General features: G+C 70.5%; 14 protein-coding genes. 6 read left to right on the top strand and 8 right to left on the bottom strand.

The window, feature by feature from the left end:
* Positions 1–356 precede the first annotated feature (356 nt).
* The 3 genes from ACZ4TW_RS13765 (at position 357) to ACZ4TW_RS13755 (ending at position 2683) form a co-directional block, all read left to right on the top strand.
* Complete coding sequence (locus tag ACZ4TW_RS13765) at positions 357–626, top strand: hypothetical protein (RefSeq protein ID WP_465543290.1); 270 nt, start codon at positions 357–359, stop codon at positions 624–626.
* 106 nt (positions 627–732) lie between these two features.
* Positions 733–1002: a hypothetical protein gene (locus tag ACZ4TW_RS13760; RefSeq protein WP_465543289.1), complete on the top strand. Its 270-nt coding sequence runs from the start codon at positions 733–735 to the stop codon at positions 1000–1002.
* Between the two features lie 208 nt (positions 1003–1210).
* Positions 1211–2683 (top strand): AAA family ATPase, encoded by a 1473-nt coding sequence (locus tag ACZ4TW_RS13755; protein ID WP_465543288.1) that lies wholly within the window; start codon positions 1211–1213, stop codon positions 2681–2683.
* Positions 2684–2786: 103 nt separating this feature from the next.
* Here the strand turns inward: ACZ4TW_RS13755 and ACZ4TW_RS13750 are convergent, their stop codons facing one another.
* Positions 2787–3008, bottom strand: a complete 222-nt coding sequence (locus ACZ4TW_RS13750) for a hypothetical protein (protein ID WP_465543287.1) — start codon at positions 3006–3008, stop codon at positions 2787–2789.
* A 944-nt stretch (positions 3009–3952) separates the two neighbouring features.
* Here ACZ4TW_RS13750 and ACZ4TW_RS13745 point away from each other — a divergent pair.
* Positions 3953–4864: a hypothetical protein gene (locus tag ACZ4TW_RS13745; RefSeq protein WP_465543286.1), complete on the top strand. Its 912-nt coding sequence runs from the start codon at positions 3953–3955 to the stop codon at positions 4862–4864.
* Between the two features lie 28 nt (positions 4865–4892).
* Positions 4893–5555 carry a hypothetical protein gene (locus ACZ4TW_RS13740; RefSeq protein WP_465543285.1) on the top strand — a complete coding sequence of 221 codons (663 nt, stop codon included), beginning with the start codon at positions 4893–4895 and terminating at the stop codon, positions 5553–5555.
* Between the two features lie 11 nt (positions 5556–5566).
* On the opposite strand, the gene ACZ4TW_RS13735 is transcribed toward ACZ4TW_RS13740, so the two are convergent.
* Together ACZ4TW_RS13735 and ACZ4TW_RS13730 are read right to left on the bottom strand one after the other, a co-directional pair.
* Entirely contained in the window at positions 5567–5974 is a 408-nt protein-coding gene (locus tag ACZ4TW_RS13735) for a hypothetical protein (protein WP_465543284.1), read from the bottom strand.
* A gap of 68 nt (positions 5975–6042) precedes the next feature.
* Positions 6043–8139 carry an acyltransferase family protein gene (locus ACZ4TW_RS13730; protein ID WP_465543409.1) on the bottom strand — a complete coding sequence of 699 codons (2097 nt, stop codon included), beginning with the start codon at positions 8137–8139 and terminating at the stop codon, positions 6043–6045.
* A gap of 257 nt (positions 8140–8396) precedes the next feature.
* Between ACZ4TW_RS13730 and ACZ4TW_RS13725 the strand changes: the two genes are divergently transcribed.
* Positions 8397–9194 (top strand): TIGR01458 family HAD-type hydrolase, encoded by a 798-nt coding sequence (locus ACZ4TW_RS13725; RefSeq protein ID WP_465543283.1) that lies wholly within the window; start codon positions 8397–8399, stop codon positions 9192–9194.
* Here the strand turns inward: ACZ4TW_RS13725 and ACZ4TW_RS13720 are convergent.
* The 5 genes from ACZ4TW_RS13720 to ACZ4TW_RS13700 form a co-directional block, all read right to left on the bottom strand.
* Positions 9115–10446 (bottom strand): ion channel protein, encoded by a 1332-nt coding sequence (locus ACZ4TW_RS13720; protein ID WP_465543282.1) that lies wholly within the window; start codon positions 10444–10446, stop codon positions 9115–9117. The genes ACZ4TW_RS13725 and ACZ4TW_RS13720 overlap by 80 nt on opposite strands.
* Before the next feature lie 84 nt (positions 10447–10530).
* Positions 10531–11469 (bottom strand): hypothetical protein, encoded by a 939-nt coding sequence (locus tag ACZ4TW_RS13715; protein WP_465543281.1) that lies wholly within the window; start codon positions 11467–11469, stop codon positions 10531–10533.
* A 4-nt stretch (positions 11470–11473) separates the two neighbouring features.
* Positions 11474–13135 carry an FAD-dependent oxidoreductase gene (locus ACZ4TW_RS13710; protein ID WP_465543280.1) on the bottom strand — a complete coding sequence of 554 codons (1662 nt, stop codon included), beginning with the start codon at positions 13133–13135 and terminating at the stop codon, positions 11474–11476.
* Between the two features lie 4 nt (positions 13136–13139).
* Positions 13140–15371, bottom strand: coding sequence for a hybrid sensor histidine kinase/response regulator (locus ACZ4TW_RS13705; RefSeq protein ID WP_465543279.1), 2232 nt, complete (start codon positions 15369–15371; stop codon positions 13140–13142).
* Complete coding sequence (locus ACZ4TW_RS13700; RefSeq protein ID WP_465543278.1) at positions 15368–17251, bottom strand: ATP-binding response regulator; 1884 nt, start codon at positions 17249–17251, stop codon at positions 15368–15370. Before ACZ4TW_RS13700 ends, ACZ4TW_RS13705 begins: the two co-directional genes overlap by 4 nt.
* Positions 17252–17281: the final 30 nt, after the last annotated feature.

Below are 17281 nucleotides of genomic sequence, written 5' to 3'. Positions count from 1 at the left end.
CCGCGATCTACGGGCATGTGGGGCATCCGTGGAACCTCGTGCCGAAGGACGATTTCAAACCGGTAAGGATGGCGCATATGCCCGTAGATCGGGGGTTTTGGCGCTAGTCCGAAACTCCAGAATCCGCTAAAATCGAAATAGCGAGGCAGGCACGCTGTGCCGCCTCGCCACCACGCGAAGCAAGCGCTGGCTCTCCTCCTGGTGACTGGTCGTACATTCAGTGTGACGGCCGGGCGGAGAGACGGAAGAGTGCTCGGCTGGGGGTACGACCGCCACAGAGGCGCGGTCCCGAAGCCGAGCAGCCCGTCAGCAGACCAACAGCGGGCGTGTGGTCCAAGAGACTTGGACCCACCATCATGGCTCGCTATCTGGCGAAGGACCGCGCCGCCGAACAGCTCGGCTGCACGATGCTCACCATCGAGAACTGGATGAGCCGCGGCTTCATCCACGGCTACCGCGATGCGTCGAAGCCTCGCGTCGTGCTCGTCGACCTCGACGAGATCGAAGCCGCGTTCAAGATCCACTACCCGAAGATGCGCGACCCGCGGAAGCGCCGCGGAGTGAAGCTCATCACGCTGCCCGTTCGCGCCGAGGTTGTCGGTCCGACCGAAGGCGGCGACCGGTGAGCGGGCCGACGCCTGCAGAGGCGGCGCATGCGCTGCCTCGGCTCACGGACGCCCAGGCGGCGCGCGTGGCGGCGCTGCTCAGCCTCACGAGCGGGAAGGCACGCTGATGGTCGGCCAAGACGAGTGGCGCACGGCACGGCGATACAAGTGCCGGAACTGCGGCGGACCGTTCCATGCCAACAAGGGCGGCAAGAAACTGTTCTGTGGCAATCCCTGCCGGGCGGAGGCGAACCGATACCGGCACAAGCGCCTGCGCGAACTTCAGGACGGGGCGTATTACAAGACGATGACGCCGGAGCAGATCGTCGCCGGGCTCGCCGTCCTGCACATCGAGCCGGAACTGTGGGACGAGATGGAGGTCCGCCGTGAAGACTAGACCGTCCTCAGTCCCGGACGTCTTCGACTACTTCCCGGAGCACCGAGAGCTCGGCGAGGGCGTGCACATCGCCCTCTGCCCTCTCCCCGACGACGACGGCGACGTGTGGAGGCATTGGGCCGTCTGGGATCCGAGTCGGCACCCGCACGATGAGCGAAAGCCGTGGAGTTGCACATGCGACTGCCACCCCGCGAGTGATGCTCGCGCGATGGTCGAGGGATACCGGGGCGCTCAGCTTCCTGCTGCGTCGCCTTCGGGCGCTGTGCTGCCGCCTATCCCTGACTGGGTGAGCGACCGTCCCGAAGCGATCCGGCGGCAGCGTGCGGCCGCGACCGAGGGCGCCAGAACTCGCGCGCGCGGGCTGATCGTCGTTGCCCCGGGGACGCCGAATGAGTTCGTGATCGAGCCCGAGGAGTGGATGGATCGCCCGTTCGTCGGCCAGGGGATGGACGAGCGGGAGACCAAGCGCACGCTTGGCCTGCTGCTCACCAGTCCGCTCTCAGTCGACGGACGCGTGCTCGACCCTCGCGAGGCCGAACGGCTACGCGGACAGATCACCCACCGGCACAACGCTCAGCCCGCGCTATACGACGCGTCGCTGGATCCGCCTCCTCGAGAGCTGATCCCCGGACTGCTGAACCACGAGCAGGTCCCGGGGTTCGTCGCCCCGAAGGGCTGGGGCAAGTCGACGGTGCTGCAGGGCCTCGCCGCGTCGTTGATCGTCCCGGAGAAGCGACTCCTGGAGCATTTCGATCCGGCAGAGATGACCGATGCGGAGCGCTCGCGCGACACGTGGCTCATCGTCGCCGAGGGCAGGCCTGCCACCTGGCACCGGTACCTGGAGCTGCACGGACTCACCTTCATGCTGCTGGACGGGGTGCCGTGCTACGTCGGCCCGAACGGCGCGGACGCGGGCGTGCTCTTCGTGGACTTCCTGAAGCGGACGGGCGGCGCGCGGTCGGCCGACTTCTCGAAGCCCGAGCGCGTCGGATTCTGGGAACACCGGCTGACGCACTGGCTGGGCCGAGACTCGCCGTTGACCGTGATCCTGGACGGGGTGACGAGCGTGCTCGGCTCCCAGACCGAGCGAACGGGAGAACTGCTGAGTGGGTTCCTCGAACTGCTGAGTGGATGCGGCATCCCCAACGGGGTGTTCGGCGGGATGCACTCGCCGGCCGGCGTGCACTCGAACATGCCCATGCAGGGCGTGGAGTCGTCCGCTGAACTGGAGGGACTCTGGATCGGCGCATCGCCTGACTACCCGATTCTGCCGACCTCCAAGCGGTCGTTCTTCACGGCGGTGCCGAGGCAGGACGACCCCTTCGTGCTCGGGCATCCGGTGGTGCTGAACGATCAGGGCCTGCCTGTGCTCTCGCACAACGCGGCGGACAGGCGGCGGGAGGACCGGCCCGCTCTTGACCGTGGCGACCTCGCGGCCGAGCGTCGCGTGTGGCAACGGCTTCCTGAGGATGGAAGTTGGGTTCTTACCAAGGTCGCCGTGCCGCGGCAGGACGGCCCGGCATACAACGCGGAGAAGGCCGTTCTGGAATCCCTGCTGGCTCGCGGGCAGGTTGAGTCGAGACGGTGGAGCAGCGGCCGAGCGCGGGGAACGGAGTACCGCCGGAACCCTAACGCTACGGCGGACATGCAGACGACGGATTCCCTCCCGCTGAACGGATAACGGGTTAGCGGGTTCCTAGGGAGTGGTGACGGCGTAAGCCGTCACCCCTAGGTACCCCGTAACCCGTAACCTGTCAGCTCGGGGCCGTCCGTAGTCCGTCGAGTCAGGCGAAGCGGGCCATGTGACGCTTGAACGCCTGCGCCCTCTCCTCAGGGTCGCTGATCGAGTCGACGGCTCGCAGCGAGCGCGTGGCGAGAGCCTGAGGCGAGAGCCACGCGGGCAGGGCGGAAGCCGTGAGGCTGCGCGCAGTACTGGGCGCGCATGATGCTGTCAGCGATCGGCTGGCCGTGAGGGACTGGGCGGGGTGGTGCTGGTTGAGCTTCATCGGGCGACGTCTCCTTGTAGCGGCACTACATCTTCAAGGTGCATCCGTAGTACGCTTCTTAATATACGCCTCCGGGCGTCGCTGCTGGCAGTAGGGCCGGGCCGAGAGATTGGACCGCCGCTATGCCCGCTGTCGAACCGTCCGCCGACCTGTCCCGCTCAGCGCCTCGCAGGGCCGTTCAGGATCTCCGTGGTACAGCCGTACTACTCGACGCCGCGCGCCTGTCTACGGCTGCGCAGGCGCGCGGGGGACCTGTCCAGAGCCCGCCGCCGCCGAGTCCTGCGCTTGAAGCCCGCGCCGCGCAGCGCCGAGCGCTTGACCTCGCGCTGCAGGTGCGCTGCCCCGACTTGCGGCACTGGCAGGCCCAAGTCGGCGTGCCGTGCAGGCCGCCGGACGTCGCGCACGAGTGGGGCTGGGTCTGCCTCGCCCGGATCGAGCACGAGGTGACCACCCGTGCCGACCGGCAGCGGGTCGCGGCCGCTCGTCGCGCCCGTGCTGTCCGGCGGCAGTGGCTCGCCCGTCGGGCCGCCAAGCGATCGGCGGAGCGAGCGCGCATCACTGCGCTGATTCACGAGGCGGCACAGCGATGAGGTACGAGCCGAGCCCGTGGGAGATCGCGCAGGACGCTCGAGAGCGTGCGGCAGCCGCTCGTCGCGCGGTGGAGAACCGCTGGGCTCCGCCGCCCCCGCCGGAGCCTCCGGCTCCGAAGCCTGTGCCGAAGCTGAACCTCAAGCCGAGGCGGAAGCCCGAGCCGCCGCCTCCTCCCCCGCCGCCCCCCGCGCCGACGATCCCTGAGGGCTCGGTGATCCTCTCGCGCGAGGAGTACCAGGCAGTGAAGCGGCTCATGCGCGCAGTGCCCGAACTGAACACCGAGAACCGTGCACGTCGCCACCGCGGCCGCACCCAGCGATTCTGAGCGAGGAGCCATGACCACCACCGCGAGCATGACGATAACGACTACCGTGTCCATCGGGGCCGACGACCTCGCCTGCCTCGCGTGCGGGCAGGCAGTGGCGCCGCCGCACGCCGAATCGGTCGAATTCGACGGATGGCACTCGGCGGCGCTAGACGACCCGAGGCCCCGCGCCCCTCAGACCGTCACCATGACGAGGTGCGCACACTGCCGCGAGGTGCACGACCGCGCCGCCAGCCTGCTCGACGCGCACCCGCGGGTGCAGGCGCAGATGGGCAGCCGCAGCGTGGGCATGCACCGCGTGGAGGCCGCGCTGAACGCGCTCGACGCGCTGAAGCGCGACCTCCCCATCCACACCGACGCGAGTCTGCGGCTCCTCGTGGAGCACATGACCGCGGTCGGCGTCGCCACCCGATGGGCAGCCCGATACTCCCCGGTGCGGGCCAAGGAAGCGCGCGATGCCGAGGCGGCGTCGCAGCCGTGGGGCCACGTCATCGATTGGCAGTGGCATGACCTCCGCGCGGCATTCGCAGGGCTGCTCAACGCCCGCGTAGAGCGCCCGCTGCCGTACTCGTCGCCGATCGGCGGCGGGTGCATGCTCTGCGGCGTCGAGACCATCTCGGTCCTGCCGTCGCAGGCCGCCGGCCTGTGGACTCCAGCCACTGTCAGCCCGACCGCCATTGGTGGACGACCGTCGCCGGAACTCCTCGCGGGCTACCTCTGCCCGACCTGCGAGAGAGCGCACGAGGAGATCGGCGCGATCGGTCCGACGACGATGGAGCGCAGCATCATGCTCCACTTCGACGTGCGCCGCCGGTCCCTGACCGCCACGGAGCTCGTCGGGCTCGTCGGCTGGCTCGCTGCTGGGCTGGACGAGCCGAACGAGCGCCCCTGGCAGCATGTCCCCAACGTGGACGCGCTCACGGTGGCGCTTCGGGGTTAGCCAACGCGACCGGCGATAGAGTGCGCCAATGGGTGAGTGCAGCGACCGCAGCATTAGTTGTCGGCTCGACCAGATCGTGGAGGTGCTGAATGCACCGCCCAGCCCATTGGAAGTCCTGGGAACGGTGGTGGTGCCCCTTGTTCTCGGTGTCGCGACGATCATCGTCGGCCTCGCATCCCTCCGCGTATCGCGGCGTACGCATGAGCTCAGCGCCAGTCTCGCGGAGCGAGAGGCCAATGCGGCGGCGAGCGCGGACCGTCGAACGATAGGCGAAGCAGTTCTGGAGTGGGCTTACGAGCGGTACAGCCCGTTAGAGGTCGATGACGCGTCCGCGCTGACGACAATGCGAAAGCAAGCCGCTCTTCTCGTGAGACTTAAGGCAAGCGGTCTTCCCGCCTACGAGCAACTGTCCGAGGCGATCGAACGGCTAGAGGAAGCAGCGGCGAAATCCTACGGTCCTGAAGTGCGTCCAGAAGCATGCGGCTGGACCCTAGGTGTCGTTGCCGGATGGATCGAGGATTGGGTCGAGGATCCATCGCAGGTTCGTACTGATCAGCTGACTGAACTGCTCGACAGATTCGAGACTCAGGTTCTGCCGGGGATCCAACGCCTGCAGGACGAGAACAAGGTCCCCGACGAACTGAGTCCGTCCCCCTCGAACTCAAGAGCCGAAGATGGACAGAATCCCTGATCAAAAATATGTCAAATCCTTGGTTTTGACAGGTCGACCCGACGGCCCGAGTGCTGCAGCATCCGCTCGACCAGGTCGCGCACCTCGCGATCGGAGAGCACCAGCGTCGTCAGTTCGGACACGCCGGCGCGGGCCACGAAGACGCGCGTCGGCGAGTTGATCCAGATCTCCTCCACCGTCGGGTCGTCGAAGAACGGCTGCAACGGGCCGTACCCGGTGATAGATGCCACGACCTCTCGCGCCGTGCCCGGCTCGTCGCCAAGTGGCGCGTGCGCGCCGGCGAGCGCCCGCTCGGAGTAGCGGCGCACCTCCTCGTGCGCGTACCGTGCGGCGAGCGCCTCGTCGCGGGCGAGGTCGACGCCCTCGCGGAGCACCCGACCCCGCACCCGCTCGGCGATGCTGCGCACGGGATCGGTCATGCGCTCCATCATGGAGAACCGGCGCGATCGGCCCGCGAACTTATCCACATGCCCGCGGCGACGGGCGGCTACAGCAGCCCTTGGCGGGTGAGCTCCTCCCAGATCGCCGGGGCGATCTTGACGGCGTAGGCGGGAAGCATGTGCACGTGGTCGCTCTTCGTGGGCACGCCGCCCGCGAAGCTGGGGCAGAGCCCGTCGACGCAGAACCAGCGCTCGGAGCTGACGTAGGCGGCGCCGAGTTCGCCGGCCACCTCGGCGTCGGCCTGCGCGTAGGTGGCCCACTGGTCGGTGACCCGGCTGATGCAGTCCGCGGGGACCGCGACCTGGGAGTAGCAGATGGCGATGTGCACGTCGTTCGGCGGCGGCGCGAGGAACACGATCCGGCCGACGGAGTCCTGGAAGCGGGCGACGATGTCGGTCATCGCCGTCTTCCATCCGTCGGGGGTGAGCGGCTCCTCCTCGCCGACGGGCGTCCGCGGGTCGTAGGTGTTCGTGATGAAGACGAGGTCGGGCTGCAGTTCGTTGATCGCGTCGACCGCGGCATCCTTGCGGGCTTCGCAGTTCTCGACCACGTTCGGGTCGTCGTTGTCGATGAGGGGCTCCATGAAGGAGCAGCCGAAGGTTCCGTAGCTCCTGACCTGCCAGCCGTCGCTGCCCATGGCGGTGCTGAGCGCCTCGACGTAGGTCATCGAGGTGGAGTCGCCGACGAGCACGGCGGTGCGGTCGCCCTCGGGATCGCCGAAGGTGCACGCCTCCTCGTCATACGGCTCGATGAGGCCGCACGGGAGGATCTCCTCCGACGTGTCGCCCGTGGCGATGGCGTCCTCGATGGTCGGCTCCAGCTCCGGCCACTCTTCGGCCGCCAGGGCCTCGGCGATCTCGGCCTCGAGGGCGGCGGTCTCGGGGCCGACCTCGCTCGCCGGCACGTCGACGACGGTACCGGCGTCGGAGTCCGGCACGGGCTTCGCGGGGGTCGCGTCGGCGCCGTGCGTCATCTGCGGGGTCAGTTGGAACACGGCGACGAAGGCCGCCACCACGGCGACCAGGCTGACCCAGCCCCACGCCCGCCGGGCGGGCGCCCGGCGCGGGCGGGCGCGTTCGGCGCGCTTCGCGCGCGTCGCCCTGCTCTCGAGCCAGTCGGAACGCCGGATCGGGTCCTCGACGAGGTGGTAGCTGTACACCGACGCGAGCACGATCGCGACGATCAGGATGGCGTCGTCGAGGAATCCGAGATCGCCGAGCAGCATGCCGCCGAAGATGATGATGGGCCAGTGCCAGAGGTACATCGAGTAGGAGATGTCGCCGACGTACCGGCTCACGGGATTCGTGAGCACCGCGAGCCCCCGATGCTCGGCGGCACCCGATCCGGCGGCGATCACGAGCGCGGTGCCGAGCACCGGCATCATGGCGGCGGGCCCGGGGAACGGCGACTCGGGTGAGATGAGGAACAGCGACGCCGTCATCACGACCAGGCCGAGCCAGGCGATCACGGGACGCAGCGCCGCGGGCAGCCGGGTCAGCAGCGGGAGGAGCACCGCGAGGCCCGCGCCGATGCCGAGCTCCCACCCGCGCGTGAGGGTCGCGTAGTACGCGACCGTCGGGTTGTCTGCGGTCTGCCACAGCGCCCACGCGAACGACGCGATGGACAGCACCGCGATCGCGACGCCCGCGACCAGCCGCGCGCCGTCGGCCGACCCCGCCCGACGGCCGCGCAGGAAGATCACGAAGGCCAGCAGCATCAGCCACGGCCACACGAAGTAGAACTGCTCCTCCACGCCGAGCGACCAGTAGTGCTGCAGCGGCGAGACCGGCCCGGATGACTCGAAGTAATCGCTGCCCGTCGAGGCGAACCGCCAGTTCGCGGCGAAGAGCAGCGACCAGATCGCGTCGACGACGGTCGAGGCGAAGCGGGCCTGCGCGAACAGGAACCAGGCGGCCACCACGGTGACGGCGAGCACCAGCACGGCCGCCGGCATGATGCGCTTGACGCGTCGCCGGTAGAACCCGGTGAACGAGATGCTCCCGGTGCGCTCGTACTCGCGAAGCAGCAGCCCGGTGATCAGGAAGCCCGAGACGACGAAGAACACGTCGACGCCGACGAACCCGCCGGCGGGCCAGCCGAACAGGTGGTCGAGCACGACGACGAGCACCGCGAAGGCCCGCAGCCCTTGGATGTCGGGCCGGAACGACGGCTTGCGCTCGGGATCGGGGCGGCGTCGGCGCGCACGGGCGTGCTCGGCCGAACGATCGGGCTCAGATCGTTCCCGCGTGATCTCGGTGCTGCTCAGCGTCGTCCCCTGTCATCCACGAGTTCCCCCAATTGTCACCCCGAAACCCGCCGGCCCCGCGTGCGGAGCCCGAACTGGGGGGATGGCACCGCGCCACGCGCGCGAGTCGACGCCCGGCAGCGCATGATGGTGGCATGCCGGGACTCCTGCTCGACCTCGACGGCGTGCTCTACGTCGGCGACGTGGTCGTGCCGGGCGCTGCCGAGGCGGTGGCGTGGTTCGCGCGCGAGGGCGTGCCGTACCGCTACGTCACGAACACCAGCTCGCGTCCGCGCAGCGCGATCGTCGAGAAGCTGCGGCGGTTCGGCATCGACGCGGCGCCCGACGACATCCTCACGCCGGCGGTCGTGGCCGCGGCGTGGCTGCGGGCCGAGCGGATGGCGCGCCCCGCCCTCTTCGTGCCCGAGGCGACCGCGACGGAGTTCGCGGGGTTCGCGCCGTCCGAGCACGGCGATGGGCCGGACGCCGACGCGGTGATCATCGGCGACCTCGGCGACGGATGGGACTTCCGGACGCTCAACCGAGCGTTCCGCCTGCTCATGGCCGACGCGGCCGTGCCCCTGCTGGCACTCGGCACCACCCGGTACTGGCGCGCCGAGGACGGGCTCCGCCTCGACGCGGGGCCGTTCGTCCGTGCGCTCGAGTACGCGACCGGGCGCACGGCGATCGTACTCGGCAAGCCCGATCCGGCCTTCTACCGCACCGCGACCACCGAGCTCGGCCTCGAGCCCGGCGAGGTCGTGATGGTCGGCGACGACCTGCGCACCGACGTCGAGGGCGCCCAGCGCGCCGGCCTCGCCGGGGTGCTGGTGCGGACCGGGAAGTTCGCGCCATCCGACCTCGACGCGGGCGTCACTCCCGATGCGGTGCTCGATTCGCTCGCCGACCTGCCTCGTTGGTGGCGGGAGCGGACGTCGCGCTCGGATGGCTGACCACGACCCGCAGCTCGGGCGCCCGCGTCACGAGCAGCCACGCCGGCAGGATGATCACGCACAGCCACGGCAGCAGCCCGATGTCGTCCGAGACGGCGGCGGCCATGAACAACGACAGCCAGCCGTCGCGCGTCGCGACGAGCAGCATGCCGATGAGCCCGCACGCGATCGCGAGGCCGAGCGGAAGCGACGGGATGAGCGCGTGGCCGAGCATGCCGATCGCAACGCCGATGAACGTCGCGGGGAACACGCGCCCGCCGCGGAAGGCGGCACTCGCGGCCACCGTGAGGGCGCCGAGCTTCACGATGACGATGAGCGCGAGGTCACCGGCCGAGTACGCGTCGGGATCGGAGAGCAGCTCCCCGATCTGGTCGAGCCCCTTGAACAGCGTGATCGGGCCGCCGAGCAGGCCGAGCAGGCCGAGCACGAACCCGCCGAGCGTCGCGATCAGGATCGGGCTGCGCAGCGCGTGGAACGCGCGGTGCACGAGCGGCAGCGCGAAGACCGCGAGCAGCCCGATGAGCACCGCGGCGCACGCCACCGCCACGCCGACGAGCACGTCGAGCGGGTCGACGTCGCTCTTCGGCACGGTGAACGCGAGCGGCGGCACGCCGAGCGCGTGCATGGTGGCGGAACCGGCGGCCGCCGACGCGAGCGGCAGGAAAAGCTTGTCCCACAGTGCGCCGCCGCCGCGCACCGCCGCGAGCGCGCCCGTGAAGAGCAGCGCGGCACCGACGGGCGTGCCGAACAACGCCCCGATCGTGCCCGCCGCCGCCATGAGCATGGCCAGCCGCGGCGGCACCATGGTCATGAAGCGGGCGAGCAGTGCGACCGCGAGCGAGACGTTGATCGCGATGATCGGATTCTCCGGGCCGAGGCTGACCCCGCCCGCCAGGCCGAGCACGGTCACGACCGCGATGCTCGGCAGCGTCCGCAGCTTGACGGGCGGCTCGAAGAGCTCGGTCGTCGCCGAGTCGGAGCCGCCGTGTCCCGGCAGGAACTGCAGGCCCAGTCCCACGAGCAGCCCCGTCGTCGTGAGCACCGCGACGATCCACCATCCGCTCGGATCGACGCCCAGCGAGTCGGGCAGCGTGGTCCACACGTAGTCCTCGATCACGCCCGCGATCGCCTCGAGCGCCCAGAGCATGAGCGCGGCGATGATCCCGATGACGAGTGCCGGCACCGAGAGCAGCGCGAGCTGCCGCGGGGTCGGTGCCGGGAGCTCCTGCTCGGGTTCCTGCGTCGTCGTCATCGTTCCCCCACCCTGCCTCCGTGCAGTCTCCCGGGTGCGCCCCGCGGCGGGCGGGGCCGAAGGTCCCGGTCGGCTCGCCGGAGCTCAGTCCAGCCGCTCGAGCTCGGCCTCCGCGTCCTCGGCGTCGACGTCGGCGCGGTCGCTCGCGTCGGCGGCCGATTCGCGGTCGCGCCGCGCCGTCCTCGCCTCCCGGTCGGCCTCGGCGAGTTCGTCGCGCACCTCGTCGAGGCGGCGTTCGAGCTCGTCGCGCTCCGCGCGCAGTTCGTCCAGGCGGCGCGCAGCGGCATCGAGCCGTTCCTCGGCCTCGGCCAGCGTGCGCCCCGCCGTCTCCGCGTGCTCGCGAGCCTCCCGGGCGGCGGCCTCCGCGCGTTCGCGCGCGGCGCGGCGCTCGTCGCGCGTCTTCTCGTCGGCGGCGGCGTCCTCGGCCGCAGCGTCCTTAGCGGCGGCCCCGGCGCCCCCGGCGGCCCCGGCCGCGCCATCCGCTGGACGTCTCGATCGCGCCGGCGGCGGCGCCGACGCCTCACCCGCGACGGCGCCGTCGACCTCGACGTCGAACCCCACGGCCTGCAGCGCGCGCACGAGCCGCCCCGTGCGCACGGCCGCACCGGCCTCGTCCGAGACGGTCGCCGCGACCAGCGTCTGCTCGACCGCGTCGAGCACCGCGCGCGACGGCGTGCGGTCCGCGGCGTCGGCGAGCGCGACCGCCGCCCGCACCAGGTCGCCGACGACCTCGCGCCGCTCAGCGGCGAGCGCCGTCATCGCCCGGCCGTCGCCCGAGGCCTGGGCGTCGGCGAGCTCCCCGCCGAGGCCCACGAGGTCGCCCAAGCGGTCGGCCTGGTCGCGCGCGAGCCGGTTCACGATCCACGCCGCGGGCGAGGGACGTTGCAGCGCCGCGATGCGCTTCGCCAGCGCGGGGTCGGCGGGCTTCGCGTCGGCCGCGCGCGCGTTCCGCGCCGCCGTGAACTCCTCGGGGACGAGCGCGTAGAGCGCGTCGGCCGCCTCGGTGAGCCCGTCGGTCGCCACGCGGTCACACCGTCTCGAGGTACTTGTGCACGACGCTGAGCGCGACCGAGCCCTGTCCCACCGCCGACGCCACGCGCCGCATGACGCCCGCCCGCACGTCCCCGGCCGCGAAGATGCCGGGCACGCTCGTCTCGAGGATGAACGGGTCGCGCTTCAGGGTCCATCCGCGCGGACGCCGGCCGTCGTGCACCAGGTCCTGGCCGGTGACGACGAACCCGTGGTCGTCGAGCTGGACGAGGTCGCGGACGAGGTCGGTGCCGGGAACCGCGCCGATGAAGACGAACATCGCGTCGGCCGGGAGCGTCTCCTCGGCACCCGTGACCGTGTCGCGCACGGTCATCGACTCGAGCCGCGTCTCGCCGTCGAGCGCGACGACCTGCGCGTGCGGGCGCACTGTGATGTTGCGGGTCGCCTCGATCTGGTCGATGAGGTACTTCGACATGCTGCGGGCGAGCGACTCGCCGCGCACCAGGATCGTGACCTCGGCGGCGTACCGCGACAGGAACATCGCGCCCTGACCGGCCGAGTTCGCCCCGCCCACGACGACCACGCGGGATCCGGTGTAGCTCACCGCCTCGCTCGCGGCCGCGCCGTAGTAGACGGATGCCCCGCTCAGCCGCTCCTCACCGGGGATGCCGAGGGTCCTCGCCTCGACGCCGGTCGCGAGCACGATCGCCCGCGAGCGGAGCTCGCTCCCGTCGTCGAGCGTGAGGATCTTGTAGTTGTCCTCGACGCGGATGCCGGTGACGGCCTGCGGGTTCAGGATCTCGGCGCCGAGTCGCTTCGCCTGCGTCACCGCCCGCCGCGCCAGGTCGGCGCCGCTGATGCCGTGCGGGAAGCCGAGGTAGTTCTCGATGCGCGAGCTCGTGCCGGCCTGCCCGCCGGGCACCTCGCGTTCGATCACGGCGGTCCGGAGCCCCTCGGAGGCGCCGTACACCGCCGCGGCCAGGCCGGCGGGGCCGGCGCCGATCACGATCAGGTCGTAGAACGGCGCCTGGGGCGGCGCGCGGAGGCCGATCCGCTCGGCCAGCTCGTGCAGGTCGGGGCAGGCGAGCACCGTGCCGTCGGGCAGGAACACGACCGGCAGGCGCGTGCTGCCCTGCAGGGTGGCCTCGACGAGCGCCTTCGCGCCCTCGTTCCGCTCGATGTCGAGCCACTGGTACGGGATCTGGCTGCGCGCGAGGAAGTCCTTGACGGCGTGCGTGGTCGGCGACCACAGCGTGCCCGCCACGCGGATGCCCTCGTACACCGGCGGCGTGTTCGCGTGCCAGTCGTCGAGCAGGTCGTTGAGCACCGGGTAGAAGCGCTCGTCGGGCGGATCCCACGGCTTCAGCAGGTAGTAGTCGAGGTCGATCGCGTTGATGCTCGTGATCGCGGCATCCGTGTCGGCGTAGGCGGTGAGCAGCACGCGCTTGGATTCGGGATAGTGCCGGATCGCCTCGGCGAGGAACTCCGTGCCCGTCATGCCGGGCATCCGCTGGTCGACGACGAACAGCGCGATGGGGGTGTTCCGGCGTTCGAGCTCCTCGATCGCGTCCAGCGCCTCCCTGCCGGAGCCGGCGCGCACGATGCGGTACTCCTCGCCGTAGCGCGACTGGAGGTCGCGGGCGACGGCGTTGAGCACCTGCGGCTCGTCGTCGACGGTCATGATGACGGGTTTGGCCATCGGATCACGCCTCCTCGGGCTGCGGGGGGATCGGCAGCCGCACCGTGAACCGCGTGCACCCCGGCCGGGACTCGAGGTCGAACTCGCCGTGGTGCTTCTTCACGATGATGCTCCGGGAGATCGCCAGGCCGAGGCCGGTGCCCTCCCCCGGTGGCTTCGTCGTGAAGAACGGATCGAAGATCTTCGAGCGGATCTCCTCCGGCACGCCCGGTCCGTCGTCCTCGAACTCCACCTCGACCCAGTCGCCGGCGCGGTGCGCGCGGATGGTCAGCGTGCCCTCGCCGTCCATCGCGTCGATGGCGTTGTCGATGAGGTTCGTCCACACCTGGTTGAGCTCGCCCCCGTACGACTGGATCGGCGGCAGGTCGGGATCGTATTCGCGCACCACCGTCACGCCGTGCTTGAGCTTGTTCTGCAGGATGACCAGGGTGTCGTCCAGTCCCGACCGGAGGTCGACGTCCTGGATCGGCGCCTGGTCCATGTACGTGTACCGCTTGAGCGCCCGGACGAGCTCGACGATCCGGTTGGTGCCGACCACGATCTCGGTCAGCAGCGTGTAGACCGCCGACTTCAGCGCCAGCCATTCCACGACCACGGGAAGCCCTTCGCGGCCGAACACCTCGCCGATCGCGTCGAGGTCGTCGGGCACGACGCCGAGACCGGCGAGCGACGCCGCGAGCTCCCCCACCGGCATGCCGTGCGCGTCCAGCCAGTCCTCGAGTGCGGCCTCCCGGTCACCGCGCTCGAGCGGGCCGAGCTGCACGGGGTCCTTCGCACGATCGGCGGCGAGCGCGTCGAGTTCCCGGAGGCGCTGCAGTTGGTCCTGTCCCGAGTACCGGAGCATGCCCAGCCGGATCTGCGCGTCCTGCAGGCGCTCGAACACGCTCATCGCCTGCGCTGCACCGCGTTGGGCCGCCGATGCGGGGTTGTTCATCTCGTGCGCCAGTCCGGCGCTGAGCCGGCCGAGCGAGGCCATCTTCTCCTGCAGGACGAGCTGGTCCTGCATGGTGCCGATCCGATGCAGGGACTCCTCGAGCGCGGCGTACCTGGCGTGGAACTCCTGTTCCTTCTGACGGAATTCCTCCTCGCTGCGGCGCAGCGCTGCCTCCGCAGCCCTCCGCTCGCCCAGGTCCCGGAGGATGCCCGTGTAGTAGCGCTCGTCGCCGACCGTCCACGTCGAGAGGGAGAGCTCGATCGGCACCTCCTCGCCGGACTTCCTGAGCGCGGAGAGCTCGACCGTCCTGCCGATGACGTGGGCCTCGCCGGTCCTCGTGTAGCGCTCGATGCCGGCCCGGTGCAGCTCGCGGTAGCGCTCCGGGATGATCAGCTCGAGCCTCCGGCCCAGCGCCTCCTCCTGCGTATGGCCGAGGATGCGGGTCGCGGCGGAGTTCCACGACATGATCCGGCCGGTGTGGTCCACCGAGATGATCGCGTCGATCGCCGATTCGGTGACCGACCGGAACCGCTGTTCGGCCTGCACGCGTTCCCGTATGTCGCGGATGATGCCGGTGTAGTACCGATCGGAATCGAGGAACCAGGTCGTCAGGGAGAGCTCCACCGGGAACTCCGTGCCATCCGCGCGGATCGCCGCGAGCTCGACGGTCGAACCGATCACGCGCGTGGGTCCGCCGCTGCTCACGCGGTGCAGGGCGGCGCGGTGGCGCTCGCGGAACCGCTCGGGAATGATCAGCTCGAGCTTCCGGCCGACGGCGTCGGCTTCCGCGTGGCCGAACAGGACGGTCGCGGCGCTGTTCCAGCTGCGGATCACCCCCTCCGAATCGGCGGAGATGATCGCGTCGGTCGCCGAGTCCATGACCGATCGGAAGGTCGCCTCGGACTGCCGGAGCGCCGTCCGCGCCTTCGAGGCCGTGGCCTGTCGTTCGATGCGCGCGAGCACCTCGGCGGGGTCGAACGGCGTCGAGATGAGGTCGTCGCCGATCTCGAGGCCTCGCGTGCGCGTTGGCGCGTCATCCTCGCCCGCGACGAACACGACCGGCAGGTCGTCGCCGTCGCCGTGGCGATGCAGGTCGGCGACGAGGTCGAACGGGTCGGCATGGTGCAGTGAGGTGTCGACGACGATCAGCTCGGGGTCGTGGGCGAGGGCCGCACGGGCGTGCACCGCGTCGCCCTCGGCGGCGATGAGGTCGTACCGGCCCTGTTCGAGGATGCCGCGCAGGCGGGTCACCGCGTCGGCATCGTCGGAGACGACGAGGATCACGCCGCGATCGGTCGTCATCCGTCCGCCTCCTCGTACTCGTCCGACCGGGCGAGGCGGATCGGCAGTCGCACGATGAACCGCGTACGGCCGGGCCGCGAGTCGACGTCGAGCTCGCCATGGTGCTTCTTCACGATGATGTTCCTGGAGATGGGCAGCCCGAGTCCGGTGCCCTCCCCCTGCGGCTTGGTGGTGAAGAACGGGTCGAACAGCTTCGAGCGGATGTCGTCGGGCACCCCCGGACCGTCGTCCTCCACCTGCACCTCGATCGCGTCGCCGTCGCGCCGCGCCCTGAGGGTCAGCGTGCCGTCGCCGTGCATGGCGTCGATCGCGTTGTCGATGAGGTTCGTCCACACCTGGTTGAGCTCGCCGGCGAACGCCTGGATCGAGGGCAGGTCGGCGTCGTACTCTCGCACCACGCGGACTCCGCGCCTGAGCTTGTTCTGGAGGATGACGAGCGTGTTGTCGAGTCCCGATCGCACGTCGACGTCCTGGACGGGCGTCTGGTCCATATAGGTGTAGGTCTTCAGCGCCTTGACCAGCTCGGCGATCCGGCTCGTGCCCACCCAGATCTCGGAGAGGAGCGTGTAGATCAGGAACTTCAGCCCGAGCCACTCCACGACGACGGGCAACCCCTCCTGATCGAAGACCTCGCCGAGCGCGTCGAGGTCATCGGGCGCGAACCCGAGGCTCGCGAGGGACTGCGCGATCTCGCCTCCTGCGGGAACCCCGTGCCGGTCGAGCCACGCCTCGAGGTCGCCCTCGCGATCGCTGCGGGCGACGGCGCTCAGCTGGGCGGGCTCGCGTGCCCGCGCAGCGGCGAGCGAGTCGAGCTCCTGGAGCTGCTCGAGATGCCGACCGTGGAAGCCCAGCCGCCCCAGCTGCAGCTGCGCGTTCTGGAGTCGGGCGAACACCGCCATCGCCTGCGCCGACCCGCGCTGGGCGGCTGCCGCGGGGTTGTTCAGCTCGTGCGCCATGCCCGCGCTGAGCTTGCCGAGCGAGGCCATCTTCTCGTGGAGGATCAGCTGGTCCTGCATGGCGCTGATGCGCTGCAGGCTCTCCTCGAGTTCGGCGTTCTTTCGGCGCAGCTGCTCGCTGCGCTCCCGCAGCTCCCGCTCGCTGCGGCGCAGCGCGTCCTCGGCGGCCTTGCGATCGCCGATGTCGCGGATGATGCCGGTGTAGTAGCGATCCTCGTCGAGGAACCACGTCGCGAGCGAGAGCTCGATCGGGAACTCGGTGCCGTCCTTGCGGATCGCCGCGAGCTCGATCGTCGAACCGATCACGCGCGCCTCCCCGCCGCTGCTCACGCGATGTATCCCCGCCCGGTGGAGGTCTCGGAACCGCTCGGGGATGACGAGCTCGAGCCTGCTGCCCACCGCTTCATGCGCGTCGTGGCCGAACAACGCCGTCGCGGCGCTGTTCCAGCTCCGGATGACGCCGCCGGAGTCCGCCGAGATGATCGCATCGATCGCCGACTCCATGACCGACCGGAACCTCGCCTCGGACTCGCGGAGCGCCATCCGCACCTTCGAGACCGTCACCTGCCGTTCGATCCGGGCGAGCACCTCTCGCGCGTCGAACGGCAGGGAGATGAGGTCGTCGCCGACCTCGAGGCCGCGGACCCGCGACTCGACATCGTCGTCGGCGGCCACGAAGACCACGGGCAGGTCGCGGGATTCGGCGCCGTCGCGGAGCCCGGGAACCAGGTCGAAGGGATCGGCCTGCGCGAGTCTCGCATCGACGACGATGAGATCGGGCCCGACGCCCAGCGCGGCGCGGGCGGTGGCCGCGTCGCCGGGCGCGGGCACCACGGCGTAGCGGTGCTCATCGAGGATTCGGCGCAGCCCATCCACGGCTCCGATGTCGTCGGAGATCACGAGGATCACGCCGCGCTCGACCACGTCAGTCCTTTCCTCGCGCATCGCTGCGGT

Source organism: Agromyces sp. NPDC029043, from assembly GCF_055564615.1.
Note: the sequence above shows the minus strand (reverse complement) of the source record. Positions and strands in the feature narration are given on the sequence as shown.

Bases quoted from the DNA above. Each gene is read 5' to 3' on its own strand.
- ACZ4TW_RS13765 (WP_465543290.1), top strand. From the start codon at position 357: ATGGCTCGCTATCTGGCGAAGGACCGCGCCGCCGAACAGCTCGGCTGC.
- ACZ4TW_RS13760 (WP_465543289.1), top strand. From the start codon at position 733: ATGGTCGGCCAAGACGAGTGGCGCACGGCACGGCGATACAAGTGCCGG.
- ACZ4TW_RS13755 (WP_465543288.1), top strand. From the start codon at position 1,211: ATGGTCGAGGGATACCGGGGCGCTCAGCTTCCTGCTGCGTCGCCTTCG.
- ACZ4TW_RS13750 (WP_465543287.1), bottom strand. From the start codon at position 3,008: ATGAAGCTCAACCAGCACCACCCCGCCCAGTCCCTCACGGCCAGCCGA.
- ACZ4TW_RS13745 (WP_465543286.1), top strand. From the start codon at position 3,953: ATGACGATAACGACTACCGTGTCCATCGGGGCCGACGACCTCGCCTGC.
- ACZ4TW_RS13740 (WP_465543285.1), top strand. From the start codon at position 4,893: ATGGGTGAGTGCAGCGACCGCAGCATTAGTTGTCGGCTCGACCAGATC.
- ACZ4TW_RS13735 (WP_465543284.1), bottom strand. From the start codon at position 5,974: ATGACCGATCCCGTGCGCAGCATCGCCGAGCGGGTGCGGGGTCGGGTG.
- ACZ4TW_RS13725 (WP_465543283.1), top strand. From the start codon at position 8,397: ATGCCGGGACTCCTGCTCGACCTCGACGGCGTGCTCTACGTCGGCGAC.
- ACZ4TW_RS13720 (WP_465543282.1), bottom strand. From the start codon at position 10,446: ATGACGACGACGCAGGAACCCGAGCAGGAGCTCCCGGCACCGACCCCG.
- ACZ4TW_RS13710 (WP_465543280.1), bottom strand. From the start codon at position 13,135: ATGGCCAAACCCGTCATCATGACCGTCGACGACGAGCCGCAGGTGCTC.
- ACZ4TW_RS13705 (WP_465543279.1), bottom strand. From the start codon at position 15,371: ATGACGACCGATCGCGGCGTGATCCTCGTCGTCTCCGACGATGCCGAC.